This window comes from Spirosoma flavus, from assembly GCF_054778555.1.
In genome coordinates this window covers 813,734-835,762 of record NZ_BAAGZL010000001.1, presented here as the reverse complement: position 1 = coordinate 835,762, position 22,029 = coordinate 813,734, and the positions used below count along the sequence as shown (strand labels likewise).

Here is a 22,029-nt window from a genome sequence, read left to right as displayed (position 1 = left end):
AAAGGCAGTGACAGAGGTTTAAACCACTTCCAATATAGTGAACTATGTACATCGTTACTCACAGGATAGCTAGAATGACTAGAAATCTATCCAGTGGCGAGCCTGCTCAAACCCAACGTAGTTAGTACTGGGTGGCTAAGAAATCTTTAAAAACCCAGTTTTAGCCGCGCATTTGTGCCATAATTGACTGGTTTCCCGGCGTCGTAATTAATACGTCGTGCAGTGGCAATGTAACTGGCGGGTATTACCACAGCATGTTTGATCTGCACAACATCGTCGGGAGCAGGAATGCGATTGCACGACCAGGTACTCGGATCGTTCCACAAACCCGTTTGGATTGTGTATATAATTGGACAGAGCGTTAAAGTCTGAAACCTATAGGAGTCTGTAAAGCCGGAGCTTTCGGTGGCTGAACAGAGCGTCCGGATCTGCCATTCATACGTAGTGCCGTTTGCCAGATTGGTCAGCATGGTGTAGCCCACGCGGTCTGTACTGGTCAAATTATCCAGTACAATCCAGTCGGTGGCGCTCACCGCCCGATAACGACCCTGATAGCGGGTATCGGCGTTTGCGTAACTGTAAACCCAATTCAATTGGGCAGAGTTGGTTGTCAGATTCGTTGTCGGATAGATACTCGCCTTATCACAGGCATACGTAGTAAAATCCGCTCCTACTACGTAACCAGTCGAAACGCCGTCGGAACATACGGTTGCCAATTGCCACTCATACGCCGTGTTTGCGGTGAGGTTTGTAACAGTATAACTCGCACCGGCCACATTATTGATAGTCGTCCAGCTCGTCGTGCCCGATTTTCTATACTGAATTGAATAGGTCGTATTAGACCCGGTCAGTTCCCAGTTCAACGTAGCAGACGTAACCTGGGGACTAGCGGTACGATATAAAGAAACCCGGCACTGCGTCGTAAAATCCGGTCCAGATATAAAACCGGCAGCTTCGTTTTCGTAACATATTGTTCGCAATTGCCACACATACGTAGTGTTGTTGGTCAGTCCTGTCAACGTAGCGCTGGTGCCAAGTGTGCTGATCGTGGTCCAGTTTGGTGTATCGATGGGTCGATACCGAATGTCGTAATGATTCACCGGGTCATCCGTAATGATCCAGTTGAGCTGTACCGAACTCGACGTAATAGCCGACACCACAAAACCGTTGTACAGCGGCACTGAACAAGTAGTGGTAAACTGGGCAATCGCCGAAAAATCGGATAGGGCCGTTGCTGAACAAGCCGTCTGAACGCGCCATTCATACGTAGCACCGGTTGTGAGCCCGGTTAATTTGGCAAAGCCGCCAGTAAACGTAGTGGTTGCACTCGTAACGGTGGTCCATACCGTGGTGCCAACGGGCCGGTACTGCACAGTAAACGTACTGTTGCTCTGCGTATTAGGCGTGACCCGCCAGCTTAATTGGGCCTGCGTCGCCGAAACGGTTGACGTCAGGTTAACTGGCGTTCGGCAGAGCGTTGTAAACGAATTGGGCGACGTATACTCCGTTTGTTCGGTAGCTGAACAGACGGTACGTAGCTGCCATTCATAAACCGTATTGTTCGCAAGCCCCGTGAGCTGGTAATTGCCAACTGTATACGTTGTACTCAGGCTGCTGACGGTGGTCCAGGTGGGCGTTCCAACCGGCCGGTAGCGCAGATCAACGGTCCGGGGTGGGTCCTGCGTACTGAAATACCAGGACACGTTGGCAAAATCTCCGCCTACCGAACCCAGATACGTCGAGTAAGGGCTTTGGCAGGCACGGGTCGTAAACGACTGAGGGCTGCTGAATTCCGACTGAACACCGGGCGGGCAAATGCCCTGAATCCGCCATTCATAAACCGTCGACGCAGTCAGCTCCGAAAGTGCATACGTAGTAGTATTCAGATTATTAACCGTCGTCCAGTCCGACGTACCGGACTGCCGCCACTGAAGGGTGTAGGTTTGATTGCTGACTCCACTCCAAGAAAGTTGAGCCCGAATCCGCTCGGTGGTACTGTACAGATTGGCAGGAATTGGGCAGATCGTGGTGAAAGTAACAGGCCCGGAAAAAGTACTGCTGAGGGAGGGCTTAACCTGCCATTCGTAGGTTGTATTACTCAGTAAGTACCCTATCTGGTTGTTGGAAGAAGAAATCCGACGTAGTACATTCCAGGTAGCAGCCCCTACCTGACGCCATTGAACATCATACTCAACACCATCGCCCAGATTACTCCAGTTTAGCTGTGCGCTGCTTCCGGTAATGTTGGTGGTGGTTAAGCCCGTAACGGGCGGAATAACGGGCGTCGTTACCGTCGTATTCGGATTCAGGCTGCCGGTAGTTGTGTTGGACGGGCGAATGCGGTAATAATACGTCGTGTTCGGGCTGGCCGTCTGGTCCGTAAACGACGTAACGTCGGGAGCCACCCCACCCACCGAAACGAAAGGTCCCGATGACGACGTAGCACGTTCGACGAAATAGCCCATTTCATTGGTGGCATTATCCTGCCAGGAAAGCTGCACCCATATACCACTGACCGTTGCCGTCAGATTGGTCGCCGGTGGTACGTTGGTCGCCGGATAATCGAGTGTATAAGCCGTATGACCCTGCCGGATAGCCAACCCCGCCTGAATGCGCTCGTATTGCCCCGACGTAAAATGCGAAGGGCAATCTCTGTCAAAGTACTGATAATACGACATGATATTCGTAAGCGATGGCGTATACGGGTCGCCATTGGCATCGCGAAGGGTATTGTTGGGTGAATATTGAAGGCAGCCATCTACGGTAATGTATTCCAACTGACTACCAATCACATAGGGATCAGCGGGCGTATCACAGATTTGATCGCCGGCAGTTTCGCAGTTGGCGCCGATACCCCGCGTAACCAGCTCATTAGTACGGTACGTACCATTCGATAAACCATGCGTATGTATCAGGCTGAAATTATGCCCTAATTCATGGGGTATAAGATGATTGCCTATAAAATCGCGGGAGCCGCTTGTACCGATCACGGAGCGGGTCGATTGAACGCTGTTGTCAGGATAAAAGGCGTACCCTCCAGCCGCTGAACTCTCTATAGTATACGGATAGTATTGGTTCATGGCGTTCGGTACGTCATACGCATCCAGAGGTGTCAGGTTGTAATACGGAAAATTGAAATACCAATTATCGTTGTTGATATAATTGGGCGTTTCGCCCGCAAAGTAGAACTGAATCCCCAGCCCATTAATCATGAAATAGCGATTCGTAGCCGCCATGACATTGTTCAGATGCGCCAGATCGAATTCGCCGTTTCCATTGCCCCGGCGAATGATGTGCGGACGAATCGGTACGTAGGTCAACGTAGTGAAAACCCCGTTGGTGGCCATCTTTTGCTTGAGCGCCAGTATTACATGCTGCTGCAACGCTTTGGCCTGTTCCGGACTTATTTCCGTACCACAATTTGGTTCCGGCTGCTTCTGCGCAACCGATACGTACTGAACACTACTGCACAATAAAATGGCAATCAGGAGTTTGACGGCAAATAGTCGTATAGTCATAAACGCTGTGAGAAACTGGATATCTTTTATTAAAACCCTACCCTTAATCGGGCATCAGGTCCATAGGTAAGTCGTATGCCCGGAAAAAATTGCAGCCGTTGCGCCGTTGCTACGTAGCTGGCCGGTATGTTCACGACGTGTTTGAGCTGTACTACGTCCGTTGCCAGTGGTGTCCGGTTGCACGACCACACCGTTGGGTCAGCCCACGAGCCAGCTTTGACGGTGTACATCCCATTGCACGGAACCGTCGTGTAGAACGTAACGGAGCTGCTAAACGGCGAACTCTCTCCCACCGAACACAGCGTACGAATCTGCCACTCGTAGGCGGTTCCGCTTGTCAGACCGTTGATAACCGTGTAACCGACCCCACCGCTGCTGGTCAGATTATCCAGTACAATCCAGTCGGTCGTGCCCACGGCCCGATAGCGTCCCTGGTAGCGCGTGTCGGCGTTGGCAGCGGCAAAGCTCCAGTTGAGCTGGGCCGACGTAGTGGTCAGGTTAGTCGTTTGCAGATTGACCGGGACCGTGCAGTCGGGCGTGTAAAACGTACGTGTCGACGAGAAAGTAGAGGAACCATTATTACCACAAATCGTTCGAACTTCCCAATCGTAGGCCGTATTACTGATTAATCCAGTCAGCGATACAGTTGTACTGTTGATGTTGGAAACCGTTGTCCAGTCATTGCTTGAACCGGCTTGCCGATAACGAACTTCATACGTAGCACTGGGGCTCACCGAATCCCAAAATAAATAAGCCGACGTAACAAATACGGTTGGGTATAAATTGGCCGGAATCGGGCACAGCGTGGGAAAAATAGGCCCTGCCGTAAACGTCGAATTCTGTGGTGAGCAGGCAGTTGCCATTTCCCATTCGTAATTGGTACCCGGCGTTAATCCAGTCAAAACGTAATTCCCAAATGTATAGACATTGTTGTTAGTCGTTGCGGTCAGGTTGCTGACCGTTGTCCAGGTGGGCGTGCCGGTCGGGCGGTAACGTAGCGTGAACAACGTACCGGGGTCAGCAGTCGCAAACCAGTTTAACTGGACCGATGAGGACGTACTGTTGCTTGCGCCCAAATCCTGTGGCTTAATCGAGAAACAGCCCGTTGTAAAGGTTGCCTGACTGGAAAAATCAGAAACCGCGCTCCCCGAGCAAACCGATGCTACCTGCCATTCATACGTAGTACCAGAAGTAAGGCCGCTCAGATCATAAACAGGCTGGATGGACGTAGTAACCGTGGCCCAGTTCGGATTTCCGGCAGGCCGGTAACGTAGTTGAAACGACTGGGCATCGCTGGGAAAAGGGGCCGACCATTGCAGCCGGGCTCTGGTCTGCGAGGCTACGCTGCTCGTTACATTCGGTACCCGGCAACTGGTGGTGAATATGCTGCTCGCCGTAAATGTTGAGCTCTCGGTTGGTGAACACACACTCCTGATTTGCCATTCGTAAGTCGTATTGTTCGTAAGTCCCGTCAGCGAAAATGACTGGCTGGTGATACCGCTGATCGTATTCCAGTTGGGTGTTCCGGTGGGCCGGTACCGCAGTTCATACGTTCGGCCCGACTCACCGTACGCAACGTACCAGTAAACCCCCGCCGACGATGACGTAGCGCCCGTTGTGCCTAAAAAATAGGGAGTTACGCAGGTGAACGTAGTGAAGGTTTGCCCCGGCACAAAAGCAGATACCGACGTGGCCGAACAGACAGATTGCACGCCCCACTCATACGTAGTGCCAGCCGTCAGCCCGGTTAGCGAATAACCACCGGAAGCAACACCATTCACCGTGTTCCACTCGGTAGCACCAGCCACTCGCCACTGGATGTTATAAGTTGACACAAAATTTCCGTACCAGTTTAAGGTGGCCGACGTACGGGCCGGACTCGGCGAAGTAGACTGAACAGGTGCACACGAACTAGTGTTAACCGCCACCGTTGGGCTGAGGTGACTAGTGATGGTATTGGACGGACGAATCCGGTAATAAAACGTTACGTCGAGCGGCAGTTCCGTATCAGTAAAGGTCGTTACGTTGGGTCCTACCCCACCCACCGGCACAAACGGTCCCGAGGGCGACGTAGCGCGTTCAATAAAATAGCCTAGTTCAGTGCTGGAATTGTCCTGCCAGGTAGCCGTAACTGTTTTTGCAGCCAGCGCAAACGTCAAACTCAGGTTACTGGGGGGCGTCATGGGCGTTGCTCCGTAATCAAGCGTATAGGCGGTATGCGTCTGACGTAACGCGAGGGCCTGCTGGATATGATCGTACTGCCCCGCCGTGAAATCGTGCGTACAGTTATTGGCGGAAAAATACGACATGATGTTGCTCAACGACGGGTTAAATGGCTCTCCATTCGCGTCACGAACGGTATTTTCGGTGTCGTATACGTAGCAGCCGTTTGAGTCGCTATAATAGCCGGGCGTATTTTGTCTTGTGAAGGGATCGGCGGGTGTATCGCAGATAAAATCGCCGGCAGTTTCGCAGTTGGCACCGGCTCCCCGCGTAACCAGTTCGTCAGTCAGCGATTCTCCACTTCCCTGACCAAATGTATGGTATAGGCCAAAATTATGACCGAATTCGTGGGGAATTATGTAGTTGCCTATTACTCGTTTGTCGCCAGGCGAATTACTGACGGCAATAAAAGATTCGGTCGAATACAGATTATTGGAAGGGAATGCCGCAAGTCCCGAAAAGCCACCCTGAATGCTATGCACGTAATACTGATTCAGGGCATTAGGTACGTCAAATGGCCCGGAAGGGCCTGGAAAATTCGCCCACAAATCGTCGTTATCGATATAATTGACTGATTCCCCGGCAAAGTAAAACTGAATCCCCAGGCCATTCACCATATAGTATTTATTGGTCATGGCCATTACTTCATTCATTCCCGATAATTCGAAACCGCCGGAGCCGTCGCTCTTCCGAACGATATGCGGCCGAACGGGTATGTAGGTCAGCGTTGTAAATGCGCTCTTTGTACCCATTACCTTCTTAAAAGCCAGCATCTTCTGCTTAAGCTCCTTTGCATCAGAGGCATTTATTTCAACACCACAATTCGGTAGAGGCAGCTTCTGCGCAATCGATACGTACCGAACACCTATAGCCAGCAAAAAGCTAACAAACAACCTGATGATCAATAGTCGTGTATCCATAAAGTCGGTAGAAAAACGGATGGCCAAATTAGAAGCTTGGTGTTAATCGGACGTTGGCGCAATAGGTAAGTGTTGTGCCAAAAAAATGTACTCGTTACTTCATCTCTACGTAGCTGACTGTTAGCTGATAAACGTCGGAAACGCAACTATTTTACCAAAAATTAGCAATTTACCAAGAAGTTATTGTGTTGTAAATGTAGACTCTGCTGCTATTAAATTTGGGTCAGTTTCTTTCAATTTTAGGTCAGCCGACCGCTTATAAATTAGTAGCCGAGCTGAAACAAGAGCGCAGAGAGGGAGTTGTATAATGAACCGCATAAAGTTTCTCAGACCCAGTCCATAAATACGTTCCGATTCCATTCTACGTAATACAGTTACGTTCAGTCGGGTCGGAATGAGTCATACGTATGAGTCAGAATGTTCTTATTACGGGTGGCACCGGTTCTATTGGCCGCCGGCTTACCCAACTACTTCAGCAACAAGGCTTTCAGGTTTCGTTACTTAGTCGTGCTACGTCTGGCCGGGGGCTCCCGCCTAACGTAACGGTTTATAAATGGGATGTTAAAAAAGGAAAGATTGACCTGAAAGCGATTCAGACTGCCGATCACATTGTTCATCTCGCGGGCGAGGGAGTTGCCGACAAACGCTGGACCGATGAACGTAAAGCTGAGATCCTGGAAAGCCGTACTCAATCGACCGACCTGCTGGTTCAGGCGTTGGCCCAGCATCCGCATCAGGTGAAATCGTTTGTGGGCGCTTCGGCTATTGGTTACTACGGGGGCGACACGGGCGACCGTCCGTTGACCGAAACCGCAGCGGGCGGCACCGATTTTCTGGCGCAGGTAGTACGTGCCTGGGAACGTTCGGAGGATCAGGTAGCGGCTCTCGGCATTCGCACGGTGAAACTACGTATTGGCGTGGTACTCATGAAGGAAGGAGGAGCGCTTCCCAAACTAGCGCAACCCATTCGGCTGGGGGCCGGTGCGCCCATTGGCTCCGGTCAGCAATACATTTCCTGGATTCACCTCGATGATTTGTGTCAGATTATTAGCAAGGCAGTCACCGATACATCATGGCAGGGCGTTTACAATGCCGTAGCGCCCACGCCGGTTACCAACGAAACGTTGACCCGTTCGATAGCCAACGTACTACACCGCCCGATGCTGCTGCCGAATATTCCGGCTTTTGTCATTAAAATGATGTTTGGCGAATTAGCGATTACCGTGATTGGTGGGAACTACGTCCTCAATAAACGTATCGCCGATGAGACATCCTTCCGCTATCAATTCGCCGATCTGGACAACGCCTTGAAAGATTTGTTGAAGGAATGACCAACAAAAAATGGATAATGAGACAGCCCCATTATCCATTTTTATTACTTATTATTTATTCCTGATTAACTCCACTCGCGATCAGCCGAATCTTTGGCGTTCCAGGTGTCGGTTGGTGCAAACCACGTAGCGCCTTTTCTGAGGAATTTTTTGGCTACTTCTTCATTCAGTTCAACGCCCAGGCCGGGTTTGTCGGGTACTTTTACGAAGCCTTTGTCGACAATTGGTTTCATACCGGTAACGAGGTCTTCCCAACCGGCAACATCTACGCCATGGTGTTCAAGAGCCACAAAATTCTCGGTAGCAGCCGCACAGTGTACGTTCGCCATCATGCAAATTGGCGAACCGGCAAAGTGCATCGCCATTGGAATACCTCTTTCTTCAGCGTAATCACCGATTTTCTTGGTTTCCAGCAAACCACCCGACGAAGCCAGATCGGGGTGAATCATGTCGATAGCTTTGGCGTCGATAAGCTTGATGAATTCTTCTTTCAGGAAAATATCTTCACCCGTCAGCGTCGGGGTTTCGATAGCATCCGTGATTTGTTTCCACTGATCGGTGTAGAACCAGGGCACGAGGTCTTCGAGCCACGCCAGCCGGAAAGGCTCCATCGCTTTGCCAATCTGAATGGCGGTATTCACGTCGAAATGGCCAAAGTGGTCAGCCGCGAGGGGCGTATCATAACCAACAATGTCGCGCACTTTACCGACGTGCTCTACCAATCGATCTAACCCTTTTTTTGTTACCTGAATGCGTGTAAACGGGTGTTTCGTATTGGCATAGTTACCTAATTTACCGGGTTCGCTATCACTCCACTGCCGCTTTACGCTCCAGTTGCCGCCGTTCACCAGCATCCCCGGCTGATCGGCCAGCATTCCGATACCGAAATCCATTTTGAGGAACGAATAACCCTGATCCCGACGCTTCTGCATATTTTTGGCGAAGCCTTCATACGTATCGGCTTCGGGCGTATCGGCATACAACCGGACGAAATCGCGGTATTTTCCGCCCAGCATCTGATAGGCCGGTACGTTATATGCCTTACCAGCCAAATCCCAGAGCGCCATTTCAACGCCACACACGCCACCGGCAGCCCGGCTGTGGTTACCAAACTGTTTTATTACCTTAAAAATCTGCTCGACGTTACAGGGGTTTTTGCCCAGAATCCGGCTTTTGAGCATGAGCGCATAATTAGCGCTGGCTCCGTCGCGCACTTCGCCCCAGCCGACAAGTCCCTGATTCGTATCGATGCGAATAATTGGGCTGCTGAAGGGAACACCCTGCAGAACAGCCACCCGCATATCGGTGATTTTCAGTTCGTTTGGTTTTGAATCACGACTCACTTTCTGAGTGATAAATTCAAGCTCCTGCTCGGTGGCAAACGGCTTTTTCTCGAACGCTAAACCCAGCGATAGGCCACCTAGTCCAGCATTCCGCAGGAAATTCCGGCGGTCAGATCCATTACCGGAAGCGGCTAAACGGGCGAAGATATTTTTCATATTGAAACAGTTAGTCTTGGTTTTCGGGTATTCAGCTATAAAATGAAATGATGGCAGTATTTTACTTATCGATTCGCCTTTTATCTCCACAGCAAGCTCATTTCCTCCGTTGTAACATGAAAAAAATATCATTACCTAAAACCCTCATAAATAGCTTATTAATTGGAATAGTCACTACGTTCTCAGCCGTTCCGGCGGCCCAGGCGCAACGTATCGGCTCCTCCGTTGAATACGTAACAGCGCTAACCTCAGGCTGGAAAGGCGAACGCCTGCCCGATGGTCGCCCGAACGTACCCGACCTCGTGCTCGAACGGCTCCAGAATTGTACGCTGGAGCAAATCTGGGGGTATCTGGGCAATAAAGGCTACCGGAATCAGGTCGAGAAAAACTGGGTTATTCTGAAACCCGGCGAAACCATGACCGGTCGCGTGGTAACGGCGCAATTCATGCCCACCCGCCCCGACCTCGATACGTTGGTTCGGAAACAGGGGAAAGCCGAAGGCCGGGCGCAAAAAGGCGGCATCAACATCTGGCCCATCGATGTTCTGACCAAAGGCGACATCTACGTAGCAGATGGCTACGGTAAAATTAAAGACGGTACGTTGATTGGCTCCAGCCTGGGTAATGCGATTTACGGCAAAACGGGCAAAGGCGTGATTTTCTACGGCTCCGTGCGCGATATGCAGGAACTGAAAGACACGAAAGGCTTCAACGCCTGGGTGAAAGGCCACGACCCGTCGTACATCAAAGACATGACGCCCACGTCTATAAACGCACCCATCCGCATCGGCGAGGTGACGGTGTTTCCCGGCGACGTAGTGTTTGCTAATGAGTACGGGGTTGTATTTATTCCGGCGCATCTGGTTGAAGGGCTGGTTTCAGCTTCGGAAATGACGGCGTTACGTGATGAATTCGAGCGCGTATTGCTGCAACAGGGCAAATACCCATCCGGCGAAATCCACGGCGACTGGTCTTCGAAAATCAAAGATGAATTTCGGGCCTGGGTCGGCAAATACCCAAAAAAGCTGGCTATCACCCAAAAAGACATAGACGCTTACCTAGCGAAAGAAGGACATTAATTGTCTGAACCGGGATTTAGCGGATTTAAGGATTTTCAGGATTTTGCTATTTGACTATGCGCTTCGAAGAAGCGAAAAACAAAATCCTGAAAATCCTTAAATCCGCTAAATCCTGGTTCAGAAAACTGACAAATCTCTCACAATGAAATTTCGAATTACCTACGTAGCGTCTCTTCTTGTTTTTGGAAGCATTACCGCTTCATTTGCTCAGACCTTACCGAAAGAAGAATTGACCTTTCTGACTGCCGAATGGAAGGGCGAACGCTTCCCGGATGGGCGGCCCAAAATCCCAGATAATCTGCTCGAACGGGCTAAAAACATCGGGCTGGATGATGCCTGGACGGTACTGAAAAACGAGGGTTACACCAACCAGTTTGAAGGCGGCTGGAAACTCATTCAAAACGACGTAGCGGTGGTTGGCCGGGCCGTTACGGCGATGTTTATGCCCAGCCGCCCTGATGTCGAGAAAGCCATCAAAGAACGAGGCACCACCAAGCAGGGACGTAAAGGCAATACCAACGCCTGGCCCATCGAAACGCTGACCAAAGGCGATGTATACGTAGCAGACGCGTATGGAAAAATTGGGGGCGGTACGTTAATGGGCGCTACGTTGGGCAATGCTATTTTCAGCAAAACTGGCAATGGCGTCGTCTTCAACGGAGCCGCCAGAGATTTGCAGGAATTGCAGAATATCAAAGGATTCAACGCCTTCGTGCGCGATTTTCACCCATCGTTTATCGAAGAAATGGTGTTAATGGGCCTCAACTCTCCTATTCGCATCGGCGGTGCCATTGTGCTCCCAGGCGATCTGGTGATTGCGCAGCGGGAAGGCGTATTATTCGTACCCGCGCACATGGCCGAACAGGTTATAACTACCTGTGAATTCGTGACCCGTAAAGATCAGTTTGGTTTCGAAGCGGTGAAATCAGGTCGGTACACCACCGGCCAAATCGACAGCCAGTGGACCGACGAAATCAAAACCGAATTCCTGAAATGGCTCACCCAACACCCCGAACTGGGCACCATGACGCGCGCTGAACTGGATAAAGTGATGAGTAAGCGAACGTGGTAAGCACGGTCTGGGCTAAACCGTTCCGGCTTGGCCCAGACCGAGTTTTCTAAATCCGGTCAATCAACTCGGCTACTTTATGCACTTCACGGCCAGCGATGTGATCGATGATGGCCTGGGCGTGCTCGCGACCGTTTTCAATGAATACTTTTTCGGTGTGAATACCAGCCAGCACCGTTCCACAGACGTAGAGACCGGGAATATTCGTTTCAAAGGTTTCCTTGTCAAAAACCGGCACCTGCGATTCAGAATCAAGCTCAATACCGCAGCGACGTAGCAAATCGGCGTCGGGAATGTAGCCTGTCAGGATAAAGACAAAATCGGCGGGGAGCTGGATTTCTTCGCCCGTTTTCAAATTGGAAACCGTTACGTTACGTTCGTCAATCTGCGTCACGCACGAGTCGAACATCGTTTTGATTTTACCCTCTTTCACCCGGTTTTTCACATCAGGAACCAGCCAGTATTTGACCGTACTCCGAAAATCTTCGCCCCGGTGTACAACCGTGATGTTCACGTCGTGCCGATACAATTCCAGAGCCGCTTCAACCGCCGAGTTCGACGCGCCAATAAGCACTACGTTGGTAAAGGAATATTTGAACGGCTCGTCGTAGTAGTGTGATACGTGCGGCAGGTTTTCACCCGGAATATTGAGCCAGCGAGGATGGGTAAAATAGCCCGTTGCCATAATCACTTTCCGCGCCTGATACGTATCGCCGGACGTAGTAGAAACGGTGAACAGTTCATTCTCCTTTTTTACTTCCTGAACTTCCTGAAACAGCTTGAAATTCAGATTATAGTAGGCAGCCGCTTTTCGGTAATACTGAAGCGCTTCGTCGCGGCTGGCTTTTACACCTGAGATTGGAAACGGCAGTCCACCGATTTCAATATTCTCGGCGGTCGAGAAGAACCGCATCCGCCGAGGGTATTCCCGAATGGATTCGGTCAGGCTGCCCTTTTCAAGAATCAAATGGCTCAGGCCAGCTTTAGTTGCTTCAATACCAGCCGCCAGTCCACAGGGGCCGCCCCCTACAATAATTACGTCAAATACCTGCATCGTTCTGGGCTAACAAATGACTAGTGTAGACTACAAAAGATTCAGCTAAATAGTTATCAAACCATTAACTAACTTCAAGTCTACGGTAATCACTCTATAATTCAATTACGTATCTCGAATCGAGGAAAATCATCTTTAAAGACAACGAATACGTATCAACAAAGATTCCTGTCTCTGCGACCGATAAGAACTTCATGTTCGCTAAAAAAGCCCGGATCAAACCCAGTAGCTGAGTTGTCTCCGAGCTTTTTCGTGATACGTATTCGTTGCTACGACAGGTTGATCTCCGCTTATCGTCTGAGTCTGGATATAGTTATCGGTAAACACTGTGGCACACAAGGGTCGGGAGGGGCCGTAACGGGCAGTGAGAATTCAACCGATGCAGATATGGGACATCCATTAGCGCCTGTCGCTGTTACGGTGTAGATGCCTACTACGCTGACTAATGGCTCAGCTTCCGTGCTGGTAAATCCGTTGGGCCCCATCCAGTACAACGTAGCACCAGGCGATTCGGCATACAAACGGGCACTACAGTTTCGGCAGAGTTTATAAGCGCCATACGCAATTAGTGATGGTTTTACGGTGTCGGCCACCACTGTCAGCTGCGCCGTTGCAGTTTGGCTTGGGCAGTCGAGATTCGTAGCCGTAACACTGTATACTCCTACGATGGATGTTAACAATGACTGCTGATCGCTGGTCAAACTAGCAGGTCCAGTCCAGCTATATTTTGCGGAAGACACAGGTGAGCCATCTACGTAGCGAAAATCGCTTTGCAGCGTCGTGTATAATTGTGTGCAGCTAATTTTATCACTTTTGGCAATCAACGTTACAGGGGGCCTTTGCTCAACGACGGTTTCGTCGGTCTGGCGGCAGGCTGGATTTTCCGGCGTTGGGAAAATAATGGCGTAAACGTATTGGTTCCTCCCATTCGACACATTGATGGCTGGATTAGGCAGCACGGCCCTGTTATTCGGATCGGGTTTCACAGTACCCAGCACGGTTCCTCCGCTACCATACATAGCCGTACCCGACTGCGGGCTGCTGAATGCCACAAATCGAATTGAATCAATCCGGCTCAGGTGATTGCCCATGGCTGAAATTGAATCAATACGTACTCCCGGACAAACACGAATCGTATCTTTCTCAGACGTAAGCTCCGGGCAGGAATACATCGATAAGTCGTAGGTAAAATCGTTCTGACCAGCATCCATTGTCGTCAGCGCAATCACGGCAGAGTTGCCCACTAATCTGGCGTCCGAATCCCTCATGTCACCCTCAGCGAAATCAGTCCGATCTTTCGGTGAAATCGAATAATGACGTTGCATTCCAGCCGCCCGCCGGCCTCCCGGCGGGCTACCCACCGCCTGCGGAATGGGTTTGGTGCCATTGAGCGTAATATCCAAGAGGGGTAGCTGGGTGGTATCCATACGTACTTCGTATTTATGCCCAAACTTGATACCCTCCGGAACCGTCTTGTTATTGAAGTAATACTGCCCTCCGTCGTGAGTGGTTTGCGTACCAACCTGTGCACCAGCGTTTTCCATATCGTGCAGCGTCAGTACAATACCGTCAACACCGGGCTCATAGGCATCCTGAATTCCGTCACGGTTATCGTCAAACCAGATCCGGTTTCCAATTTGTACGGGCGCGGGGTCGCACAGAGCTTTGGTATCGCCAAGGCCAGAAGCTTTTCCGAACGAGCCCGGCTGCTGGGTATAAATGACGTAATTACGATTTTTACTACCATCCTTGTTGCTAAATACTTTTAAACCAGCCGATTGATAAACATTATCGAGTGGGTCGTAAGCCGACGTAACAACTTCATTATAGCCCGGAATAACGACTGTAGCGCCGTTTGTCACTTCGGAATGGGCAATACGTCGAAGGAAAATCCAATCGTCATGTCCATAGAACTCTCCTCCACCCGGCCCTTCATTATTCGCAACGCCACTTCCCGTCCGATCGCCGGCTATCCCATTGCTTTCCAGCACATATTCGCCGTTGTGGATATAGGCACGTAACAGATCACCGCCCGTAAAACCGTTGTAAAATCCCTGACCTTGCGGATCATGGTTCACTAAACCAGCCAGGTGCCCAAAGCGATCCAGGAATCCGATCAGCATAGACCCATCGTCGTCAAACGAAAAGCTGCTTAGAATAGGTTGCGGAAACATCACAAAAGTCGGATTCTGACCTAATCCGCAGGTTTCGGGCCACGCATTTGTCCAGGGAAGCCAGTGATCGTATTTCGTGCAGGACCGGTTGGGATCCAGTGGATCAAATGTCCCATCGGCTGGGCCACGCCGAAAATCGAGCGGAAAGGCTAAAATCTCTTCGAAGGCCGGAGTTGCCGCTGCTGGATCGAAACGATAGATAGTCGCTTTTAAATCAGCTTGTTGCTGCGAGGTTTCGGCTGAGCAAATAACCCCAACATAAATCTTACCGTGATAAAACTTCACGGCCCAAGGCCGGAAATCACCATTCGAACAACCAGGATCGGGTATAGCCCAGGATTTAACATCGGCCGCGGTTGGCGTTCGCGCGGGCGAATCAATGAAAATTCCGTATAGTTTCCGGTCTTTTAAATTGACGAGATACAAGGTCTTATCATCCTCCGATACATCCATTCCGCCAATACTCATGCGTCCCATAGCAATCATGGGTCCGGCATCGATGCTTGCCTGCGTTTTATCCCCAAACAATCCACTATGCGGGTCGTCGCCGGTATCAATACCGATCGTTTTTAGGTCGATAAAATTAGTGGTTGTACCAGACGCAATATCAGTAACATAAATTCCGCCCGAACCTAACGGCCCAAAACTCATATGCCGTTTTATGACCGCACTGGTATATAGTTTCTTTGTCCGACGCTGATAAGCTAACCCCCAGGTAGCGCCTGTCTGCTGACCGGTTGCCAGACTATTGAACGGAAAATTATCGGATCTGGCAACGCCAGACGCGTTGTAAGATACACGAATGAGCGTGTTACTCTTGGCCGATTGTCTGTCTTCCGGGACTGGATTACCATTTTCATCGGTCGTTATGAGTGTATTACCATTAACGTAGATAGGTATAGCTATATCGACGCCAGAAGGCTGACAATAATCAGAAGGGTAATTTATACCAACGTTAATGTTACTGGCCGGAGAATTTACAAACTGAACACTTGTGCCACTGTTATTTCCATAGGGTCCATTGTAATTTCCGGTTGGCAGATTGGTGAATTCGATACGTACAGATTTACTGGCGGGCACATCGGCGCTTGAGAATGAATAAGTCCCTGTATTATCTGTTGTAGTCAGTACAGGCGTTTTACTCAAGTCGACAAAAGCTCGAACCGTAACGCCTGAAATTCCTGGTTCAATGGGCAGCGTATCGGAGCGCACGCCGTTCATATCAAAGTCTCGGAACACATGCCCGCTAATCTGCGCCTGTACGGCCAGTGATGTGCAAAAGATCAAAATGAAAGAGAAAAAAAGCCTCTTTTTCCAGAACGTAAGTAATAAGTAGTGTTGCTTCATTACAGGTTGTTTTAGGTGTAAGTACAGTTGTTGATTCTGGCGTTACGGGGCAGAATTTTATTCACAGAAAGCACTATTTATCTACAAATAGTCTTCACTATTCGCTTTTAAATGCGTGTAAGTCCATAAATAGAATGCTGAATGGTGTTCAGTTCAACAAAATCTCTGCCAGATTAACCAGAATATCACCATATCACCCTGACCGGTTTTTGGGTCACTACCTGTATACTTATCGCCTTTTTTATACACTTATTCAGCCGTCATAAGTCACTGTTAGAACCAATGTGATTCTTCGCGTTCACATGAAATTTGCCTCATATTTCATTACAACAAAATGGCCTGGGGCGTCAAAATTGATGCCAGAACACTTTTTTTGAGCAGCTCAGATTCATTTCTTACGAGCTTTGGTTAATAGGCAACAGAAGATAAATGTCTTTTTTCAGAGTGCCCTTCAATGTGTAGCTTTGTAGATACGGCTGCGCACGGTAATACGTCCGATTGGTCAATTCGCATTCGTTGCAAACGTATCGGCCGGACTTATTTCTACTAAACAGAAAGCTTGCTGGAAGAGATAAACAAGCCTGTTTTACATACGTATCAAAGACACTTAATAAATCGTGGAAGATCAACTCAATACGTTGTTTGCAACATTCGATAGCGACGAAGTAACGTTCTTCGCCGATTTGATTCTTCCTATTCCAGTGCCCCGTTTGTTCACGTACCGGGTTCCGAGGGGAATGGCTGAGCTGGTTAAAATTGGCGCTCGTGTCATTGTTCCGTTCGGAAAAAACAATGGTCGTGTTATGACCGCCATTGTGGCCCGGTTACATAACTCTCCGCCCACAGCGTATCAGGCCCGATACATCAGCGAAGTACTCGATGAGTATCCGTTAGTGACTGGTTATCAGCTTGAGTTGTTCCGCTGGATGGCTGAATATTACATGTGCTGCGTGGGCGAGGTGATGAACGTAGCACTACCATCGGGGCTCAAAATTTCGAGCCAGTCGAAAGTGCAGTATAACCCCGATTTCGATTATCCTGAACTCCTGACGGAGTTTGAAGAAGCCTTGCTGACAGAGTTGAAAAAGCACCCGGCTTTGTCGTACGAAGAACTGGGCCGGCTGGCGGGCGAAGGGAGCAACGTACCGGCGCTCATCAAGTCGCTGGTGGGTAAAAAAGCGGTTATTGTTTTTGAGGAAGTGCGCGAAAAGTACATTCCCAAAATGGTACGTAAGGTTCGGATGCATGCCAATTACGAGGAACGGGAACAACTGCTGGTATTGCTGAATCGGCTCGAAAAACTACCGAAACAACAGGAAGTGGTCATGCGCTACCTACGGCACGTACCGATGCAGATGAATCCGTCGCTGAATCAGAAAGGTCTCGACAAAACGGTTCTGAATCAGGACGACGAGATTTCGCAATCGTCGCTAACGACGCTTATCAAAAACGGCGTTTTCGAGACGTTCGAAGTTATCCAGCCGCGCTTTGCCAATACGCTGTCACCCCAGGCTGAAATCAAACTAACTGATTACCAGCGCGCGGCTTCGGAGAAAATCATGGCTCAGTTTGAGCAGCAGAACATCGTACTGCTGCACGGCATCACGGGTAGTGGTAAAACCGAAGTCTACATTGACCTCATCCAGCAGGCGCTGGGCGGTGGTACGCAGGTGCTCTATTTGCTTCCCGAAATCGCGCTGACGGCTCAGATTGTGGTACGTCTGCAACGCGTTTTTGGCGATAAAATGGGGATTTACCACTCCAAATTTTCCGATAACGAACGGGTAGAAGTCTGGAAAGGCGTTGTGTCGGGGCAGTACCAGTTTGTAGTGGGCGTTCGGTCATCGGTGTTTTTACCTTTCGACAATCTGGGACTAATTATTGTTGACGAAGAACATGAAACCAGCTACAAACAACACGATCCTGCTCCCCGCTATCATGCCCGCGACGTAGCGATGATGCTAGCCCATTGGCAACAGGCCAAAGTGCTGCTCGGGTCGGCTACGCCCTCGCTCGAAACGTATTACCAGGCCAAACAGGGACGATACGGGTTAGTTGAATTGTTCCAGCGGTTTGGCGATGCTACGTTGCCCAATATCCTGCTGGTCAATACGCAGCAGGAAAAACGGCAGAAAACCATGAAACATGAGTTTTCGTCGGTGCTTTATACAGCGCTGGAAATGAATATGGAGCGTAAAGAGCAAAGTATTCTGTTTCAAAACCGGCGTGGCTACTCACCCTATATGCAGTGCGAAGACTGCGACTGGACCGCCGAATGCAACAACTGTGCCGTCAGCCTGACGTATCACCAGCGCGATGCCGAACTACGGTGCCATTATTGCGGCCACAAAGACCCCGTACCACGTACCTGCCCGGCCTGCGGTTCTACCAAAGTGCGTACCATTGGCTTCGGAACAGAAAAACTGGAAGACCAGCTACAGATTTTCTTTCCGGGATCGCGGGTGCTACGTATGGATCTGGATACGACTCGTGCCAAAAATGCCTACCAGCAAATTATTCAGGAATTTGAGAGCGGCCAAGTCGATATTCTGGTAGGTACCCAAATGATTACCAAAGGCTTAGATTTCGACAATGTAAGTCTGGTCGGTATTTTCGATGCGGATCGACTGATTCATTTCCCGGATTTCCGGGCTACTGAACGAGCGTTCCAGATGCTCACGCAGGTAAGTGGTCGGGCGGGTCGTCGCGCTGGTCGACAGGGAACGGTGCTTATCCAGACGAATAATCCGCAGCAGCCGATTCTGCAAAAAATCATTACGAACGACTACAAAGGGTTATACGAAGAAGAAATTCAGGAACGTCAGGATTTCAATTATCCGCCTTTTTCGCGATTGATTAAACTAACGGTACGTCACGCCGACAAAATCACCAGCAGCAAAGCCGCCCAACGACTAGCCGACGAACTCACTGATGCGCTGGGAAGCAGCCGCGTACTTGGCCCGGAAGAACCGCTGGTTGAGCGCATACGAAATCAGTTTCTGTTCGATATTTTGATCAAAATTGAACGAGACAAAATGAACGTAAAAGCCGTCAAGAGTTATATTCAGGAACGTATCAACGATATCCTGACCGACAAAGGTCTGCGCCAGGTTAGCATCGTGGCCGATGTGGACTGTTTGTGATTTTTTTGCACTAGTAGTAAAAAAAGACATTCGCATGTTGGCGACAGTAATCGGAAACTACAAAATGGACCAATTCTTCATCCAGAATAATTACCTGTAAAAAACGACACGGCTTCAGTAATTGTAACATTGTTAAATGAAACTTTCGATACTCCAGAAGAAGCGAAACGTCAGTTGGGATGTCCAGGAGTGCAAGGTATCTTCAAGGGAGACGATTAGCCTCTAAAGAGTTAGCGACCTGTTGCATGATCTGAAATATAACACGTAGTATTTTGCAGAATGTACAGAATTTAATTTGGTCACGACGATTTGGTAAGCGCCTTCAATCTACTCTTCCCGTAAAATTTCCGTAAACTCCACTGTTTATAAGACCATCCGGTTATTTTTGCACCGGCTTTGTGCCCGTTTTGCCCAATTTTTTCTGCCCCTCATGTCAAAGAAAACCAAGATTGTTGCCACGATTGGACCGGCTTCCGAAACGAAAGAACAGTTGCTGGCACTTGCCAAAGCCGGTGTGAACGTCTTCCGGCTCAACTTCTCTCACGGTACTCACGAAGACCACCTCATGCGGCTTACGCGTATTCGCGAACTGAATGAGGAATACAACCTGAACCTATGCGTATTACAGGATTTGCAAGGTCCCAAAATCCGCATTGGCAACGTCGAAAATAAAGATGGCGTTATGATTGTTCCCGGTCAGGAGCTGGTCTTTACCAACGAAGATATTTTAGGAACGGCCGAACGTGTCAGTACGCCCTACAAGGATATGTACAAAGACGTTCACCAGGGCGAACGTATTCTGATGGACGATGGAAAGCTGGAAGTACGCGTGCTACGTACCGAAGGCACCGACGTAGTTACTGAAGTTGTTTACGGCGGACCGATGAAATCGAAAAAGGGCGTAAACTTGCCAAATACGAAGGTTTCGATGCCAGCCGTTACCGAAAAAGACTGGACCGATCTGGAATTTGGGCTTGAGCATGATGTGGAATGGATTGCGCTGTCGTTTGTTCGGGAAGCGTCCGAAATCATCGAAATCAAGGAATATATCAAGTCGAAAGGAAAGAAAAGCCGGGTGGTAGCCAAAATCGAAAAACCCGAGGCTATTCAGAATATCGACTCGATTATTGCAGCCACCGACGGACTCATGGTGGCTCGTGGTGACCTGGGTGTAGAGTTACCCGCCGAAGAAGTGCCGATGATTCAGAAAATGCTGGTTGAGAAGTGCAACAAAGCTGCCAAGCCGGTTATTGTGGCGACACAAATGCTGGAAAGTATGATCGACGCTCCCCGCCCAACCCGCGCCGAAATCAATGATATTGCCAATTCGGTAATGGATGGAGCCGACGCCGTGATGCTCAGCGCCGAAACTGCTTCGGGTAAATACCCGATTTTGGCGGTTGAAAGCATGGCCAATACCATCCGACAGGTAGAAGCCACCACCGATAAAATTTATTATCGCTATCACGCCCACGTCAACGAAGAGCCAAGCCAGAACGTACTGAACGACAACGTAGTGATGAGTGCCTGTCGTTTAGCGCGTGACACGAAAGCAAAGGCGATTATTGGTATTACCAACTCGGGCTACACGGCAGTACGTATTTCGCACCATCGCCCGAAAGCCGATTTATATGTCTTTTCGAACGACCCACAGCTACGTAACACGTTGGGTTTGTATTGGGGTGTACAAGTGATGCCTTATGAGCCAGACCTTAACCTGACAGTCGATCAAACTGTTGAAGGCATTAAACAGACGCTGGTGGGTCAGGGTAAACTGGAATCTGGTGATATTTTCATCAATACGCTCAGTATGCCGCTGACGCAGTCGCGCCGGACAAACACGGTGAAACTGAGTATGGTAGATTAGAGTCAGTAGGCCCCGACAGGCTCTGGCTGTCGGAATTTTAGATACGTAGTAGCTACCCAATTAGCCGCTATCGCGTCTCCAACAGCCGGGAGGCTGTCGGGGCCTTTCATTAATACGCTACCGCCAGCAGTCCCGGCCCGATACGGAAACAATTGATTTGCAATTGTTCAGCGTGTTCTGGCAGACGTACATGGCCGACGAGTTTCTCGGCTCCATCGGCAAAAGGCTCTACGTGCAGATGCTCCCGAAACGTGAGATGACGCTTTCCATACAATTTATAGAGAGCCTCTTTTGCGCACCAATACACCGCCAAACGGTTAGGATCGCCCTGAGCATCCGCTATTTCACTTTCCGACAAAACGCGTGGCACAACTCGTTTAAACTGCTCGCGAATCGGTTCAATATCAATACCAACCGGCCTCGACCGGTGCACTACTGCAGCAGCCCATCCGCCCGTGTGCGACAGCGAAATATGCCAGGGCGAGCCAATCAAGTGCGGTTTTCCGTATTCATCTTTCTGCAATCCTGCATAATTCAGCCCCTGCGCCTGCACTAACTGCTGAATCGCCAGCCGGCACGCCAGCCACTCGATACGTTGCGCAGGATGAGTAATGGAAGCTAGTTCTTCTTCTTCCAGAATTGTTAGCGGCAACTGAGAACGTAGCGTCGTTTCATCCTCGGTAATGGCCCGAAGCGTAGCGATACAGTCGGTATGAATGTCTAATTGAAAAGTCACAAATCAAAAGTCGGAAGTAGCTGGACAAAATGAAAGGTTTCGCGACCTTTGAGCTTCAACTAACTCCAA

General features: G+C 49.7%; 11 protein-coding genes. 5 read left to right on the top strand and 6 right to left on the bottom strand.

Features of this window, described 5'->3' with window-relative positions:
- Positions 1–146: 146 nt before the first annotated feature.
- Positions 147–3,518: a fibronectin type III domain-containing protein gene (locus tag ACYVF1_RS03250; protein ID WP_461075564.1), complete on the bottom strand. Its 3,372-nt coding sequence runs from the start codon at positions 3,516–3,518 to the stop codon at positions 147–149.
- Between the two features lie 29 nt (positions 3,519–3,547).
- Positions 3,548–6,661 (bottom strand): fibronectin type III domain-containing protein, encoded by a 3,114-nt coding sequence (locus ACYVF1_RS03245; protein ID WP_461075562.1) that lies wholly within the window; start codon positions 6,659–6,661, stop codon positions 3,548–3,550.
- Positions 6,662–7,068: 407 nt separating this feature from the next.
- Between ACYVF1_RS03245 and ACYVF1_RS03240 the strand changes: the two genes are divergently transcribed.
- Positions 7,069–7,992 (top strand): TIGR01777 family oxidoreductase, encoded by a 924-nt coding sequence (locus ACYVF1_RS03240; RefSeq protein WP_461075560.1) that lies wholly within the window; start codon positions 7,069–7,071, stop codon positions 7,990–7,992.
- Between the two features lie 65 nt (positions 7,993–8,057).
- Here the strand turns inward: ACYVF1_RS03240 and ACYVF1_RS03235 are convergent, their stop codons facing one another.
- Complete coding sequence (locus tag ACYVF1_RS03235) at positions 8,058–9,491, bottom strand: mandelate racemase/muconate lactonizing enzyme family protein (protein ID WP_461075558.1); 1,434 nt, start codon at positions 9,489–9,491, stop codon at positions 8,058–8,060.
- Between the two features lie 116 nt (positions 9,492–9,607).
- Here ACYVF1_RS03235 and ACYVF1_RS03230 point away from each other — a divergent pair, with 116 nt between their 5' ends.
- Together ACYVF1_RS03230 and ACYVF1_RS03225 are read left to right on the top strand one after the other, a co-directional pair.
- Positions 9,608–10,570: an RraA family protein gene (locus ACYVF1_RS03230; RefSeq protein ID WP_461075556.1), complete on the top strand. Its 963-nt coding sequence runs from the start codon at positions 9,608–9,610 to the stop codon at positions 10,568–10,570.
- Between the two features lie 142 nt (positions 10,571–10,712).
- The gene (locus ACYVF1_RS03225; protein WP_461075554.1) at positions 10,713–11,642 is read left to right on the top strand and encodes an RraA family protein; all 930 of its coding nucleotides are present in this window, start codon (positions 10,713–10,715) and stop codon (positions 11,640–11,642) included.
- Positions 11,643–11,688: 46 nt separating this feature from the next.
- Here ACYVF1_RS03225 and ACYVF1_RS03220 read toward each other — a convergent pair whose 3' ends face one another.
- Both ACYVF1_RS03220 and ACYVF1_RS03215 read right to left on the bottom strand, forming a co-directional pair.
- Entirely contained in the window at positions 11,689–12,693 is a 1,005-nt protein-coding gene (locus ACYVF1_RS03220) for a YpdA family putative bacillithiol disulfide reductase (protein WP_461075552.1), read from the bottom strand.
- A gap of 290 nt (positions 12,694–12,983) precedes the next feature.
- The gene (locus ACYVF1_RS03215) at positions 12,984–16,214 is read right to left on the bottom strand and encodes an SdrD B-like domain-containing protein (protein WP_461075550.1); all 3,231 of its coding nucleotides are present in this window, start codon (positions 16,212–16,214) and stop codon (positions 12,984–12,986) included.
- A gap of 617 nt (positions 16,215–16,831) precedes the next feature.
- Between ACYVF1_RS03215 and priA the strand changes: the two genes are divergently transcribed.
- Together priA and pyk are read left to right on the top strand one after the other, a co-directional pair.
- The gene (priA, locus tag ACYVF1_RS03210) at positions 16,832–19,357 is read left to right on the top strand and encodes a replication restart helicase PriA (RefSeq protein WP_461075548.1); all 2,526 of its coding nucleotides are present in this window, start codon (positions 16,832–16,834) and stop codon (positions 19,355–19,357) included.
- A gap of 430 nt (positions 19,358–19,787) precedes the next feature.
- Positions 19,788–21,224 (top strand): pyruvate kinase, encoded by a 1,437-nt coding sequence (pyk, locus tag ACYVF1_RS03205; protein WP_461075546.1) that lies wholly within the window; start codon positions 19,788–19,790, stop codon positions 21,222–21,224.
- A gap of 109 nt (positions 21,225–21,333) precedes the next feature.
- On the opposite strand, the gene ACYVF1_RS03200 is transcribed toward pyk, so the two are convergent.
- The gene (locus ACYVF1_RS03200; protein ID WP_461075544.1) at positions 21,334–21,960 is read right to left on the bottom strand and encodes a 4'-phosphopantetheinyl transferase family protein; all 627 of its coding nucleotides are present in this window, start codon (positions 21,958–21,960) and stop codon (positions 21,334–21,336) included.
- Positions 21,961–22,029 lie beyond the last annotated feature (69 nt).